13 protein-coding genes are annotated in these 13,528 nt (G+C 71.4%); 8 read left to right on the top strand and 5 right to left on the bottom strand.

Going from position 1 to position 13,528, the window contains the following annotated elements; genetic code table 11:
• Positions 1–64 precede the first annotated feature (64 nt).
• From egtD to FRAEUI1C_RS33040, 4 genes are all read right to left on the bottom strand, one after another.
• Positions 65–1,060, bottom strand: coding sequence for an L-histidine N(alpha)-methyltransferase (egtD, locus tag FRAEUI1C_RS33055; protein ID WP_013427735.1), 996 nt, complete (start codon positions 1,058–1,060; stop codon positions 65–67).
• Between the two features lie 29 nt (positions 1,061–1,089).
• A complete protein-coding gene (gene egtA / locus FRAEUI1C_RS33050) occupies positions 1,090–2,418 on the bottom strand; it encodes an ergothioneine biosynthesis glutamate--cysteine ligase EgtA (RefSeq protein ID WP_013427734.1) in 1,329 nt (442 codons plus the stop codon).
• A 174-nt stretch (positions 2,419–2,592) separates the two neighbouring features.
• Complete coding sequence (locus FRAEUI1C_RS33045) at positions 2,593–3,816, bottom strand: radical SAM/SPASM domain-containing protein (RefSeq protein WP_013427733.1); 1,224 nt, start codon at positions 3,814–3,816, stop codon at positions 2,593–2,595.
• Positions 3,813–4,400: a hypothetical protein gene (locus tag FRAEUI1C_RS33040; RefSeq protein ID WP_157735132.1), complete on the bottom strand. Its 588-nt coding sequence runs from the start codon at positions 4,398–4,400 to the stop codon at positions 3,813–3,815. The genes FRAEUI1C_RS33045 and FRAEUI1C_RS33040 overlap by 4 nt, the downstream gene beginning before the upstream one ends.
• A 1,373-nt stretch (positions 4,401–5,773) precedes the next feature.
• On the opposite strand from FRAEUI1C_RS33040, the gene FRAEUI1C_RS33035 reads away from it, so the two are divergent.
• The 4 genes from FRAEUI1C_RS33035 (at position 5,774) to FRAEUI1C_RS33020 (ending at position 7,870) form a co-directional block, all read left to right on the top strand.
• Positions 5,774–5,977, top strand: a complete 204-nt coding sequence (locus FRAEUI1C_RS33035) for a cold-shock protein (protein ID WP_013427730.1) — start codon at positions 5,774–5,776, stop codon at positions 5,975–5,977.
• 467 nt (positions 5,978–6,444) lie between these two features.
• Positions 6,445–6,624: a ribbon-helix-helix protein, CopG family gene (locus FRAEUI1C_RS33030; RefSeq protein WP_013427729.1), complete on the top strand. Its 180-nt coding sequence runs from the start codon at positions 6,445–6,447 to the stop codon at positions 6,622–6,624.
• Position 6,625: 1 nt separating this feature from the next.
• Positions 6,626–6,970 carry a VOC family protein gene (locus FRAEUI1C_RS33025; protein ID WP_013427728.1) on the top strand — a complete coding sequence of 115 codons (345 nt, stop codon included), beginning with the start codon at positions 6,626–6,628 and terminating at the stop codon, positions 6,968–6,970.
• 42 nt (positions 6,971–7,012) lie between these two features.
• Entirely contained in the window at positions 7,013–7,870 is an 858-nt protein-coding gene (locus FRAEUI1C_RS33020; RefSeq protein ID WP_013427727.1) for a class I SAM-dependent methyltransferase, read from the top strand.
• A 19-nt stretch (positions 7,871–7,889) separates the two neighbouring features.
• Here FRAEUI1C_RS33020 and FRAEUI1C_RS33015 read toward each other — a convergent pair whose 3' ends face one another.
• Positions 7,890–9,101: an RNA polymerase sigma factor gene (locus FRAEUI1C_RS33015; RefSeq protein WP_013427726.1), complete on the bottom strand. Its 1,212-nt coding sequence runs from the start codon at positions 9,099–9,101 to the stop codon at positions 7,890–7,892.
• 535 nt (positions 9,102–9,636) lie between these two features.
• On the opposite strand from FRAEUI1C_RS33015, the gene FRAEUI1C_RS33010 reads away from it, so the two are divergent.
• The 4 genes from FRAEUI1C_RS33010 to fxsA all read left to right on the top strand — a co-directional run bounded on the left by FRAEUI1C_RS33010 (position 9,637) and on the right by fxsA (position 13,502).
• On the top strand, positions 9,637–9,840 hold the full coding sequence (locus FRAEUI1C_RS33010) for a cold-shock protein (RefSeq protein ID WP_013427725.1): 204 nt from the start codon (positions 9,637–9,639) through the stop codon (positions 9,838–9,840).
• Between the two features lie 392 nt (positions 9,841–10,232).
• Positions 10,233–11,342 (top strand): ferredoxin reductase, encoded by a 1,110-nt coding sequence (locus FRAEUI1C_RS33005; protein WP_232425206.1) that lies wholly within the window; start codon positions 10,233–10,235, stop codon positions 11,340–11,342.
• Between the two features lie 22 nt (positions 11,343–11,364).
• On the top strand, positions 11,365–12,684 hold the full coding sequence (locus FRAEUI1C_RS33000) for a fatty acid desaturase family protein (RefSeq protein ID WP_013427723.1): 1,320 nt from the start codon (positions 11,365–11,367) through the stop codon (positions 12,682–12,684).
• Positions 12,685–13,313: 629 nt separating this feature from the next.
• Positions 13,314–13,502, top strand: coding sequence for an FxSxx-COOH cyclophane-containing RiPP peptide (gene fxsA / locus FRAEUI1C_RS32995; protein WP_013427722.1), 189 nt, complete (start codon positions 13,314–13,316; stop codon positions 13,500–13,502).
• The last annotated feature ends 26 nt before the right edge of the window (positions 13,503–13,528 follow it).

The raw sequence follows: 13,528 nt of genomic DNA, 5'->3' as shown, positions 1-13,528 counted from the left end.
TCCGTGCAGCCGGTCCGGGTCGTGACGAACGGATCGTCGGTTGTTCCTCCTGCCAGCACCTGGTTCAGGCCGGGACCGAGAGGCTGACAGCGAAGTCACCGTCGGGGTCCGTCCACCAGTGGGTCATTCCCCACCCGGCGTTGGCGAGCTCCTTCTCGATGCCGTCCCGGCGGAACTTCGCGCTGATCTCGGTCCGCAGCTGCTCGTCCGCCTCGAACGGGACGGTGAGGTCCAGCGCGGCGATCCGGGCCGTCTGGGCCCGGCGGGAGCGCAGCCGCATCTCGATCCACTCGGCGTCCGGGTCCCACACGGCGAGGTGCGCGAAGCCGTCCGGGTCGAGGTCGCCGTCGAGCTCACGGTTGACCACCGTGAGGACGTTGCCGTTGAAGGCCGCCGTCACGCCCGCCGCGTCGTCGTAGGCCGCGACCAGCCGTCCCGGGTCCTTCACCAGGTCGGTGCCGAGCAGCAGCACGTCGCCGTCCGAGGCCGTGGCCCGCAGCCGGGCAAGGAAGCCCAGCCGCTCGTCCGGGCGCATGTTGCCGATAGTGCTGCCCAGGAAGGCGACCAGGCGGGCCTCGGCTCGCGGCAGATGGCCCAGATGGTGGTCGAAGTCCCCGACCAGCGCGTTGACCCGCAGCGCCGGCCGCGTCGTGGCCAGGGAATCCGCGACGTGGCGCAGGACGGCCTCGTCGACATCGAAGGGGACGAACCGCTGCAGCGTCCCGGTGTCGCTCAGTGCGTTCAGCAGCAGCTGGGTCTTCTCCGACGTGCCCGAGCCGAGCTCGACGAGGGTGTCCGCCCGGGAGAACGCGGCGATCTCGGCGGCGTGCTCGGTGAGGATCGCCCGTTCGCGCCGCGTCGGGTAGTACTCCGGCAGGCGGGTGATCTCGTCGAACAACTGGCCGCCGGTCTCGTCATAGAACCATTTGGGCGGCAGCTCCTTGGGCGACGCGGTGAGACCCTGCCGCACGTCGGCGGCGAGCTGCGTGGCCCGGTCGGCGGCGGTCAGGTGCACGGCGATGCGCCGGTTGCCGGTGTCGCTCAGCTTCGTGGGAATCATCGGTGATCTCCTCTTCCTGGGCTGGCCGGCTAGATCGGTTGCGGTAGTTCCACCCATGTCGTCGCGTCCAGCAGGACGGCGGAGGCGCCGCCGGCCCGCCAGGAGGCGAGCGCGGCGTCGGCGGGGCTCTGCCCTCGCCGCACGAACGTGTCGGCGAAGTCGGCGACCGCCGCGGTCAGGGCCGGGGACAGGCCCAGGCGTCCGGCCGCCTCGACCACGGCCATCACACATCGCAGCGCCGCTGTGCGCAGGTCGGGCTGGGCGAGGCCGAGCGCCGCCGCCTCGGCCCAGCGGCCGGCCACGCCCGCGCACGCGTCGCGGGCGGTGTCGGCCGCCCGCGGGTCGTCAAGCAGCGCGGCGGCCACCGTGACCGCGACCGGCCACAGCGCCGGCGACTGGGCGTCGAGGTAGCGCAGCTCCAGCCAGCCGCGGGGCCGCACGGGCGGGAAGACCGTGCTCGCGTGGTAGGCGAGGTCGGCGACGGTCGGGCGACGTGGCACCGGGCCGGCCCCCGCGACCCAGTCGGCGAAGGTCGAGCCGTCGCGGACGGGGAGGTAGCGGTCGTCGCCGTCGCGAACCAGCATCAGCCGGGCGTCGAGCAGGTAACGGGCCCACTCCGCGGCCGGGCCGCCCGTCGTGAACTGGGTGCCGGCGTCGGCGACCGGGGTGGTCCGGGTGGCGTCGATGTCCGACCAGATGCCCTGGCGGGTTGAGACCTGGCCCGTCGGCCGGCCGGCGAGGACCGGCGACGAGGCGAACATCGCCACCAGTACCGGCCCGAGCGTGTGGGCGAGCCGCCATCGGTCCTCCCAGCCGGACCTCGGTCCCGCCTCCAGGTTGACCTGGAGGGCAGCGGTCGAGCACATCATCAGCGGGCCGGCGGGAAACCCACCCGTCTGGAAGAACTCCTCCATCGCCGCGTAACGGCTGTGGGTGAGCAGCCGCCGGGGCGCGCGCAGTGGGTCCGCGCCGAGGCCGGCCAGCAGCAGACCGTCGTCGGCCAGGCGCAGGCGCACGGCGGTGAGGTCCGCGGACATCGCCCGCAGGGCGGCGGGAAGCGCCAGCGGCGGGCCGGACAGCTCGAACTGGCCGCCCGGCTCGAAGGTGATCCGGCTCCCGCCGGGAAGGTCCGGCCCGCAGCCGGCGAGCGCCGCCCGGGTCCGTTCCGGCGCGACCGGGCTGTCGGGGGAATGCCGGTCGACCACGAACCATTCGGTCTCGATCCCGACCTGGCCGACGGCCGTGTCGGCGAGCATCGTCCGCTCGGCGAAGTCGTGGACGTCGGCGGGCCGCTCCACCACCTCGCCGAGGTCGTCCGCCGGGCGCGTCGACGCCTCCGGCGTGTGCCGTCGTGCCATGAACCCCTCCAGGTCCGGACCGGTCAGCCGTGGTCGGCTGGCCGCGGGTCGGCGCGGGTCGTGGTGGTCGGGTCTGCTGGCAGGTTCTCTGCCCAGACACCTAACGGCTGGTCATGGACGGACATTCCGGCAGTCGGCGGCCGAATACGGCCGCGCGTGGTCGCATGCGCCGGGTCAGCTACCCCAGGACGGTGGCCACCGGATGTCGGCGGCGGTGAGGCGGGCGCGGTCCCCGGCCGGCCAGGGCGCCGTCAGGTCCTCCTCGACGAGGTCGAACAGGCCATGGTCGAACGGGCGCCCGGGGGCGGGCGCCGTCTGGACCAGCCGCTCCCGGACCCCCGCCCGCTGGCGGGTGAGCGCCCGGTGATGGCAGTACGGGTTGTTGCCGGCGCGGCCGAAGAACGTGTGCGCCGTCCAGGTGCAGCCGCCGCGGCAGACGTCGGCGTACTCGCAGGTCCGGCAGAATCCCCAGGTGCCGTCGCTGGCCGCCGGCGTGCCCGCCCGCGTGTTGATGGCGAGCTCGGGCGCGTCGCGCAGTAGGTCGGCCAGGCGGCGCTCGCGGATGTCGCCGGCCGCGTAGTCCCGGGTCGGCAGCGACGGGCAGCCCTTGATGGTGCCGTCCGCCTCGATACCGAGGGTGGACAGGCCGGCCTGGCAGCCGGTCCAGAATGCCGTGCCTTCCGGCGAGCGCAGCAGCCGCTCGTACGGGCCGTAGTACCCGACGTTGTTCCCGGCGTGAATGCCGATGCCGTCGGCCGCCGCCTGCCGGGCGACCCGGGCGAGCATCGGGAACACGTCCAGCAGTTCCACCGGCTGGAGCAGGATCTCCGGCTGGTCGGCGGCGTTTCCCATCGGGACGGTCAGCTGCCACTGCCAGGCGGCGATGCCGGCGGCGCGCAGCGCGAGGTAGAGCTCGGGCAGCTCCGGCGCGGTCAGCCGATTGATCTGGGTGTTGCAGGTGGCGGTGACGCCCGCGGCGCGCAGGCGCTCCATCGTGACGAAACAGGACCGCCAGGAGCCGTCGCGGCCGCGCAGCCGATCGTGGGTGCGGGTCATCCCGTCCACCGAGACGGAGCACTGTCTGACCCCGGCTGCCCGCAGCCCCCGGGCCATCGCCGCGCTCAGCTTGTAGCCGCCGGTCGTCACCGTGCAGGTCATGCCCCGGTCGGTGATCGCGGCCGCGATCGTCAGCCAGTCCCGGCGCAGGAAGGCCTCGCCGCCGATGAGCGTCACCTCGTCGATACCTGCCCGGTCGAGCTGGGCGACGACGTCCAGGGCCTGCGCGGTGGTGAGCTCGGCGTCCCGGGGACTGCCCGCGCGGGAGCCGCAGTGCCCGCAGGCCAGGTTGCAGGCGAGCGTCAGCTCCCAGACCGCGTACGTCCGCCGGGGGGTGGTCATCGGCCCAGCAGCCGTGCCAGCAGGTGGCGCCAGCCCGACGGACGCCCCGGCTCGGTCCGCGCGCCATGGCCGGTTCGTGGCGGCGGCCCGCCGTAGACGGGCGCCGGCGGTGGCGGTGCTGGTGGCGGCGGTGCTGGTGGTGGCGGTCCGACGTAGAAGGGTCCAGGCGGTGGTGGTCCGCCGTAGACGGGTGCCGGCGGTGGAGCCGGGAACGGGGGAGGGAGCTCGCCGGTGGGGTGGCCGAACGGGTGGGGAGACAGGGCGTCCTGGGTGAGGGGTGGGTCGCCACGCTGGCCGGTCCAGGGCGTGGCCGGCTGGAGTGGTCCGGGAGCGGCCCGGGGGAACCCGGCCTCGCCCAGGTCGACCGTGGTCTCGCCCTCGGCTGCGGCCGCGCCGTTGGCTGTGGTCTCGCGCCCAGCTGTGGTCTCGCGCTCGGGTGTGGTCTCGGGCTTGGTCGTGGTCTCGCCGTTGGCCTTCTCCTCGGCGGCGAGGCGTCGCGCGATGTCGTCGGCCCGCTCCCGGCTCACCTGCTCCTCGCGGCCGGGTCCGCGGGGCAGGCGCGGTTCGGGGGAGTCCCGTGGCACAGGTGTCACCTTCCGTGGGGCCCGTCCGTTGGCGGAACGGCCGACCTTCTCGGGGCCGGAAGCGCGAAAAATCCGGGCAGCGCGCGACATCCCCAGGCTAATGGGCACGGCCACGGAGGTCGGGTCGGCGATCGGCGTGACAAGACTGTTCGAACGGCGCTGGGCCCGGTGTTCCACCCTGATCCGGGCGGAACACCGGGCCCAGCGGCTCTTCTGGCTTACCGCGCCCCTGCGGGCTTCGTGCCAGGCTGTCCTGCCACGGCCGTCACCCGCAGACGCGGACCGAGTGGGGCGGAACCCACCGTCGGTGCCCGTTCTCCCAGACCCAGTGGCCGCTTACCGTGCGCCAGTAACAGTGGTACGCGGTACCGGTGACATGGCTTGAGACGACTGAAGCCTCGGCGGGAGCCGTGGACAGGACTGAGCCCAGGGCCGTGGCGGCGATCAGCAGGGAAAATGCCCGACTCCTTCGGTACGCCATGTTTGCTCCCTCCGGCGCATTGCACCATTTCGTTGAGGAAGTACCGGCTGGAATTTGCGGGTCCGAGATACCCGCGATTACCGAGCGTGAACCATGTCGCTGTCAGGTAGTCGTCCGGGCCCGAACGATCGGCTGTTCCCGCTGGTTCGTCAGTCGGAGACCGTCGGCCGACGTGAAGGTTTGCTGAACCGCGTACCGGTGGCCGTTGGCGCGGTCGGTAGTGGCCCGGCGATGCCGCCCGAGCCTCGGCTGGGCGGCTTCGACGCGGCGAACTCGTGGCCTCGGGGCACAGGCACCGGAAGGGTCCGGCGCCTGGCCGGGTCAGGCTTGGTCCGAGGCCGGGGCCGCGCCGGTCCAGAACCCCGCTCCGAGTCCGGTCCGTGCTGGCCGTCGCCGTCTTGGCTCGTCGGAGGGGGCTCTACGGCGGGGTACCCCGCCGGAGCGTGACCTGAGTGGCGGCGTGCGCCCGTTGGGTCTCGTCGGTGGCGAAGCGCCGAGGTCGTCGGGCAATGATTGAACTGGCCTACTCGCCGTTCGGTGGCGGGTGTGTGTGGTGGAGCCGGTAGGCCACGTCCTGGCCGGCGCGGGCCAGGACTCGGGCCACCGCTCCGGCCGCGGTCTATGTCGGCTGAACCGCTTGGGCATGTCCAGCGACGCCCGGTCGGCCGTGAGCGCGGCCGTTTGCCGGTTCCCGCCGCGACGCTCGCGGACCAGGGCGCGGACCGGTGGGACCCGGGGCGCCGATGGCGCGTAAGGTGGTGGCGTTGCCTGTTCTCCGCTGTATGAGCGTCATGCATCGTCGAACGGAACGACCGGCTGTGCGGTGATCGGCGGCCGATGCGAGACCGGGAGACGATGGACGTCTACCGGAGAAACATCAAGGAGAACGCTCGTGGCTCAGGGTACCGTCAAGTGGTTCAACGCGGAGAAGGGGTTCGGCTTTATCTCCGTGGACGGTGGCGGTCCGGACGTGTTCGTCCACTTCTCGGCGATTTTGACAGACGGTTACAAGTCGCTGGACGAGGGGCAAAGCGTGCAGTTCGAGATCGTGCAGGGCCAGAAGGGCCCGCAGGCTGACAAGGTTCAGCCTGTCTGACACACCCAGACCTCACACGGAACAGCGCGCGGCCGGGGGCCGCGCGCTGTTCTTGTTCTACGGCCGGTCGTAGCGCGATCCGCATGAAGCCCCGGCGGCGGCATCTCCCGCAAACCGCGCGGTCCTAACGCCGCCCGCGACGTCACCTCCGCCCGCGCCGCCCCGCCCCGCGCCGTGCCGCGCCGTGCCGCGCCCGCGCCGCGCCACGCCGCGCCGCGCCGCGCGAGCAAGATCGCGGTTTGCGCCCTCCCGTGGTCGTGGAGGTGCCTCAGGGACAACCAGTAGAGGGCTGAAACGGCGATCTTGCCGCAGCCGCAGCCGCAGCCGCAGCCGCAGCCGCAGTCCGGCCCCGCGCGGTCTGCGGCGCGTTGGAGCGCGACTGGCAGCCGCGGGTGGCCACCAGTAGCGGGCGCCGGACTTTGCCTGGAGGCATTCCGCCCACCGTGCTAGCTTGCTAGCATCGAGCCGTGGGCGATGAGGACGTCAAGCAGTTCAACGTGTACCTGCCGATCGGGCTGATCAAGCAGGTCAAGCACCGCGCCATCGAGTCGGGCCTGTCGCTGTCCGCGCTGGTCGCCGAAGCGCTGCGCGGCTACCTCGACGACGCCCACGATCCGCGCGAGCACTCGGCTGAGACGGAGAACTGACGTGAGTACCGAAGGAATCGAAGCGGTGTTCCTGGAGACCCACAACTGGGGCAAGGCGGCGGGGTTCTTCCAGGCACTGGGCTTCGAGCTTGAGTTCGAGACCGACCACAACTCCGGCCAGCTTCGCAACGGTGACGGCGCGACCGTGTTCATCGCGGAGATCCCCGAGGATCGCGAGCCGGGTCTCCAGGTCGTGCTGAAGGTGCCGGACGCGGATGCCTTCCAGCCGGACCCGGCCGTCGAGGTGGTCACACCGTTCGAGGAGACCCACTTCGGCACCAGGATGATGACCGTCCGTGACCCCGATGGGCGGCTGTGGAGCCTGCAGGCCCCGGCCAAGAGCTGACCGCGGGGAACCGGGAGCCGAGCGCTGGGAAAGGGAAACGACATGGCAGACAGGCAGGCTGAGGCACCCGAGAGCACCGCGGTCCGAGTCGCGCTGTGGCGGGCGCTGCACGTCCAGGCCGATGCGGCGCCGCACGTCTTCGTCGATGAGGTCGGGCTACGGCTGGTCGGGCCCGACGACGGCTGGCGATCCCGGCCGGACATGGACCCGCGCGGTACCAGCCCGTTCCGGGCGTCCATCGTGGCGCGGGCCCGCTTCATCGAGGACCTGCTCGTCGAACGGGCCGCGCAGGGTCTTGGCCAGTACGTGATCCTCGGTGCCGGCCTGGACACGTTCGCGCAGCGCAGGCCCGAGGTTGGCGGGGGGCTGAGGGTCTTCGAGGTCGACCAGCCCGGGCCCCAGGCCTGGAAAGGCGCGCGCCTGGTCGAGCTCGGCTACGGCGTCCCCGACTGGCTGCGACTCGTACCGGTCGACCTCGAGGCCGGCGGTGACTGGCTGAAGCAGCTGTCCGTCGCCGGCTTCTCCGACCGGCGGCCGGCGCTCGTCGCCTCCACCGGCGTCGCCATGTACCTCTCCAAGGAGGCCACCGCCGCGACGCTGCGTCAGAGCGCCGGGCTTGCCCCCGGCTCGACGTTCGCCATGACGTTCCTGCTGCCCCCCGAGCTTCTCGACGAGGCCGACCGGGCCGGGCTGCAGACGTCGAAGCAGGGCGCGCAGGCCTCGGGGACGCCGTTCGTCAGCTTCTACACGCCCGACGAGATGGTCGCGCTGGCTCGCGAGGCGGGCTTCACCGACGTTCGGCACGTGCCGGGGGCGCTCCTCGCCGAGCGTTACTTCAGCGGTCGCACGGACGGCCTGCGCCCGTCGAGCGGGGAGGACATCCTGGTGGCGACGACCTGACGGCCCGCGCCGGGGCGACCTATTCGAGGTACGAGCGCAGGGCCTCGGACCGCGCGGGATGGCGCAGCTTCGCCAGCGTCCGCTGCTCGATCTGGCGGATGCGCTCACGGGTCAGCCCGAACTCGCGGCCGATCTCCTCCAGCGTGTGGACCTGGCCGTCGGCCAGGCCGAACCTCAGCTGGATCACCCGGCGCTCCCGGTCCGGCAGGGCGCGCAGGACGGCACTCAGCTGCGCCGCCCGAACGGAGACCATGGCCGCCTCGACCGGCTCGATCGCCGCGGTGTCCTCGATCAGGTCGCCGAGCTCCGTGTCGGCGTCGTCGCCGACCGGGCTGTCGAGGGATACCGGCTCTCGCGAGATGCGCTGAAGCTCGTCGACCCTGTTGGCGGTGACGCCGAGGGCCGTGGCCAGCTCCTCCCGGGTCGCCTCGCGGCCGAGCTCCATCAGCAGTTCCCGGCGCAGCCGGACCAGCTGGTTGAGCAGCTCGACGAGGTGCACCGGAAGGCGGACCGTACGGGACTGGTCGGCCAGGGCCCGGGTGATCGCCTGCCGCACCCACCAGGTGGCGTAGGTCGAGAACTTGTAGCCCTTGGTGTAGTCGAACTTCTCGACGGCCCGGATGAGGCCGAGATTGCCCTCCTGCACGACGTCGAGGAAGAGCATCCCGCGTCCGGCGTACCGTTTCGCGATCGAGACGACCAGCCGGAGATTGGCCTCGACAAGCTGTCGGGCGGCCACCTGCCCATCCCGCTCGACGGCGATGAGGTCCAGCCGCTGCCCCGGGGACATCTCCTCGACCGCGGTCTCCAGCTTGTGGCCGGCGAACAGCCCCGCCTCGATCCGCTTCGCGAGGTCGACCTCGCCCTCGGCGGTCAGCAGCGGCGTCTTGCCGATGCTCGCGAGGTACATCCGCACCGGGTCGAAGACGGTCGTCGTCGCCGTCGTCCGGGTCGCCGCCCGGCGCCGCGCGGGCGTCTTCGGCTCGTCGGCCGCGTCGCCGTCGCCGTCCTCCTGAGCGTCGTCCTGCGCCGCGTCGTCCGCGCCGTTGTCGACGCTGTTCTCGGGGTCGTTGGCGTCTACCTCGCCGTCGACCTCCGGCCGTCCGCCGCCGGTGCCGTTCAGTCCCAGGCCGTTCTCGCCGTCAGGCTCGCCTACGAGACGAACCGGGATCGTCGTGGTCCGCCGGCCCGTGGGGGCCCGTCCGCTGGCGACCCGGGTCGTGCTCTGCATGGCTAACTCCAGCCTGTTGGAGGGATCTGTGCGGTGGAGTCACCAAAGTCATGGGTCACGACCCAGGCTGCCTCATGTCCGTGGGGCATCGTTCGCGGCGGCATGCGACTGTCGTCGGGCGATGGTTGCAGTTGGGTAGTGCTGCCGTCCAGCGTCGGTTGTGTATGACGATGGAACGGGTGGCAGGAGTGTGCGGCGATCTACGCCAGGCTACGCCACCACACAGCGCCGACCGGGACCCGAGCCCGCGCGGCGCCCTCGGTCGGAACAGCCCTGGCCTGCTCGGGGATGCCGGTCCTGTCCGGGGCCCAAGCCCGATCGGTTTCCTGTTCGTGCCCTGTGGACCGGGACCAGGACCGGCGCGCGGTGGAGCCCGCGGGGCCGGCGACGAGTACGATGGCGGCGTTACCTGTTCTCCGCTGTGTGAGCGTCATGCATCGTCGAACGGAACGGCCGAGCGTGGAGCGATCTGCGGCCGGAGCGAGACCCGGGAGACGAGAGACGTCAGCCGGGAAAGCTAGCAAGGAGAACGCTCGTGGCTCAGGGCGCTGTTAAGTGGTTCAACGCGGAAAAGGGTTTCGGCTTCATCTCCGTGGACGGGGGCGGCCCGGACGTGTTCGTCCACTTCTCCGCGATCGTGGCCGACGGCTACAAGTCGCTTGACGAGGGACAGACCGTGCAGTTCGAGATCGTGCAGGGCCAGAAGGGCCCGCAGGCTGAGAAGGTCATGCCTGTCTGACGACACACAGACCTGAACGGAAAAGCGCGCGACCGGCTGGCCGCGCGCTTTTTTGTCCTACCCGCACCCAGAACGTCGGGCCTCCCGGGGCTACCGGCGTATTTTCACACGGCGTGATGCCGGATATCAGGTGACAAGCTGAGAGGCAGACACGTTAAGCAGCTATTCGAGCACGTGTGCCACCTTTTCGTCGTCACGCCCGCCTTGTCAGCGAAACCGCCGCCGCGGCGCGTCGCTGAGCCCTCCGCGCGCCTGAGGCCTGAGTTCCGGGTAGCTTCCCGGGCCGAGACCTGGTCCTTCCGGAGCACGCCGACGCAGGCGGCCCTCCGCCCGCGCGACCGAGGGGGCGCGGCTGTGATCATCACGGGCCCGCCGGACGCGGCGCGGGTGAGGTGAGCGTGCGAACCGCCCCGTACAGACTGGCGTCGAACGCCGCGTCGCTGCTGATGACTCCCCTGCGGCTGGATGACTTCGTCGAGCTCGTCAATCCGCTCTGGTCGCGCCGCCAGCTCTGGGGCCGGGTCGAGGCCGTGCGGCCGGAGACCCCCGACGCCGCCACGCTGACGATCAGACCCGGGCGGGGCTGGCGGGAGCACCGCGCCGGCCAGTACGTCGGGACCGCGGTCCGGGTGGCCGGCGTGTGGCGGCAGCGCACGTACTCGGTGTCGTCCGCACCGGGCCGTCCGGACGGCTGCTTCGAGATCACGGTGAAGGCGGTCGACGGCGGCCGCGTGTCGGGCCAGCTCGTCTTCGGGGTGTCGCCAGGCACCGTCGTGCGCCTCGATTCGCCGGCCGGGGAGTTCGTACTACCGCGAACACTCCCCGACCGGATTCTCTTCCTGACCGCAGGCAGCGGGATCACGCCGGTGATGTCGATGCTGCGCGATCTCGAACTGCGCGGCGAGATGCCCGACATCGTGATGCTGCACCTGGCCCGTTCCCGCGCGGATGTGATCTTCGGTGCTGAGCTGCGCGGGCTGGCGGCCCGGCGCACGCGGCTACGGCTGCATGAGCACTACACCCGCCCGGGAGCCGGCACCGCGCAGGCGGCCGACCGCGAGCGCCCGCCTCTGGCGGACCTGCTGGCGGCGTGCCCGGACTGGGCGCGGCGATCCACCTGGGCGTGCGGGCCGTCCGGCCTGCTGGCCGCGGCCGAGACGCTGTGGCACGAGACCGGCGTCCCCGACCGGCTGCGCGTCGAGCGGTTCCGCCCGGCGCTCGCCGGTCTCGACGCCGGCCCGGCCGCCGAGGGCAGCGTGCACTTCACCCGCAGCGGCCGCCGGGTGGCCACGGACGCGGCCACGCCGCTGCTGTCCGCCGGCGAGCGTGCCGGGGTGCTGATGCCGAGCGGCTGCCAGATGGGTATCTGCCGCACGTGCGTCGTCCGGCTCGGCTCCGGCCAGGTCCGGGACCTGCGCACCGGTGTGGAGCACGGCGAGCCCGGCGACCTCATCCAGACCTGCGTGTCGGCGGCTGCCGGCGACGTCGACATCGATCTTTAGTTCATTAGCGCAGGGAGCCACGTTGCCGGACACACGCGAGATGACCAAGGCGGAGATCGAGGAGCTGGGCCACGAGCTCGACCAGCTTCGAGCCTCGGTGGTGGCCAGCCTCGGCGAGAATGACTCGCGCTACATCCGCAGGGTGATCGGCGCTCAGCGCCTCCTGGAGCTCGGCGGGCGGATCACGATGTTCGCCGGCTTCCTGCCGCCGGCCTGGATCGCGGGCACCGCGATGCTGACGACCGCCAAGATCCTCGACAACATGGAGATCGGCCACAACGTCCTGCACGGGCAATGGGACTGGATGGGCGATCCCAGAATCCAGTCCACCACCTGGGAATGGGACGCGGTGTCCCCGGCCGGCCACTGGCGGCAGGCGCACAACTATCGGCACCACACGTTCACGAACGTGCTCGGCAAGGACCGCGACATCGGCTTCGGCATCCTGCGGATGACGCCGGGCCAGCGCTGGAACCCGGTATACCTCGCGCAGCCGCTCTACAACCTCGGCCTCGCGGCGACGTTCGAGTGGGGCATCGCGATCTTCGACGTCGAGGTCGATCGGGCCTGGAACGGCGAGAAGAGCTGGAAAGAGGTCCTCAGCCAGTTCGGCGCTGTGCTGCGCAAGGGCGGACGGCAGGTCCTGAAGGACTTCCTGGTATTCCCGGTCCTGGCCGGTCCGGCCTTCCTCCCGGTCTTTCTCGGCAACCTGACCGCGAACGTCGTGCGTAACCTCTGGGCGCACACGATCATTTTCTGCGGCCACTTCCCCGACGGGGTCGAGGTCTTCGCCACCGAGCAGGCCGAGAACGAGACACGTGGCGAGTGGTACCTGCGCCAGATCCGCGGCTCGGCCAACATCGAGGGCCCCCCGCTCTTCCACCTCCTGAGCGGGAACCTCAGCCACCAGATCGAGCACCATCTCTTCCCCGACCTGCCCAGCAACCGTTACTCCCAGATCGCCCCGCAGGTGCGCGCGCTGTGCGAGCGGTACGGGATCCCCTACACGACGGGCTCACTCCCGAGGCAGACCGCCAACGTCTGGAAGCGGGTCCTGCGGATGGCCCTGCCGGGGCCGGGCACGCGGTCCGCCGCCGCGCCGTCCGCGGCCGCGCGGACCGCCGCGAACACCGCGAATACCGGGGCCGGTGAGGTCGGTGAGCCGCGTCGATCGGGCCGCCTGGTCGGCGCCGGTCCGGTCGGCCGGACCGGCGCCTCCCGTCAGGGAGCAGGCTGGCAAAATCTGGTCAGGAGGCTCCCCGCACAGCCGCGTCGCCCTGTCGAGCCGGCCATGGCGTCCCTCGGCCGGCGCGCGACCGCCAGCCGTTTCGGGGCCATCTGACAATAGGCGAGGCATCGTCTCGTTCTCGTTGAGCCTCGAACAGCCGCCTATTGGGCCAAACTTGACCCAACAAGGTTTTTCGTAAAGTTTGAGGATTGCGATACGTCGGTGTAACGCGGACCGGCCAGCCGACCACGGACAACCAGGGTATTGGTGGCACATCCCACACCCGCGCTCGACGCGCGACCGGGCGTGCCGCATCGTTCCGCTCCGTTCGCGGCCGCGCGGTCGAAATTCTCTCGCGTTCCCAGCCGGAGGCCGTGGAATCCTCCGTCCAAAGGGGCGTCGCCGGTGTAGCGGAGGTACGCCGCGCGGCCCCCCGTGAGGCCTCACGACCTCGCCTTCGCTAAGCTGGCGCCCAAGCTCCTGCCGGAGCTGGTAGCTCTTTGGCAAAAGGTACTAGCCCAGCCAGAAACTGGGCGTTCGAACCGGGCCACCGTCGGACCGTAGGGGGGCCGGCGGCGTCCGGCCGTGGGAGAAGTACATCCGAGACGGGCCAGGCGCCATTACCAGGCCATCGGGTCGGGGGACTAGTCGCGCGGCGGTCATCCCAGGATGACCGCGTGCCGCTGATGGCCTCCGGGCCGCGAACCGGGGAAGTCGGCGCCTCGGGGCGAAGGGGAACGCCGATGGACACGGCAGCCGCCGCGATGGAGAGCGACGCCGGGGTGGAAACCACCATGGTGGATCTGGTGGGCCTCGACCTGGCCGACCTGGAGGGCCTGGAGGCGGACGTCCTGACCGAGTCTCTGCGACGGTTGCTGCGCGACGCGAGTCATCCCGAGGAGACACTCGCCGGCTTTGATTCGAGCATCTGACCTCGTCCGGGACCGCCCGAGTATCA

Origin of the sequence: Pseudofrankia inefficax (assembly GCF_000166135.1) — a bacterium.
Classification (GTDB): Bacteria; Actinomycetota; Actinomycetes; order Frankiales; family Frankiaceae; genus Pseudofrankia; species Pseudofrankia inefficax.
The sequence above is the reverse complement of the archived record's forward strand: the minus strand, read 5'-3'. Positions and strand labels throughout refer to the sequence as shown.

Excerpts from the sequence above, each read along its gene's own strand:
- FRAEUI1C_RS33015 (WP_013427726.1), bottom strand. The coding sequence starts at position 9,101 with ATGCAGAGCACGACCCGGGTCGCCAGCGGACGGGCCCCCACGGGCCGG.
- FRAEUI1C_RS33045 (WP_013427733.1), bottom strand. The coding sequence starts at position 3,816 with ATGACCACCCCCCGGCGGACGTACGCGGTCTGGGAGCTGACGCTCGCC.
- FRAEUI1C_RS33020 (WP_013427727.1), top strand. The coding sequence starts at position 7,013 with ATGGCAGACAGGCAGGCTGAGGCACCCGAGAGCACCGCGGTCCGAGTC.
- egtA (WP_013427734.1), bottom strand. The coding sequence starts at position 2,418 with ATGGCACGACGGCACACGCCGGAGGCGTCGACGCGCCCGGCGGACGAC.
- egtD (WP_013427735.1), bottom strand. The coding sequence starts at position 1,060 with ATGATTCCCACGAAGCTGAGCGACACCGGCAACCGGCGCATCGCCGTG.
- fxsA (WP_013427722.1), top strand. The coding sequence starts at position 13,314 with ATGGACACGGCAGCCGCCGCGATGGAGAGCGACGCCGGGGTGGAAACC.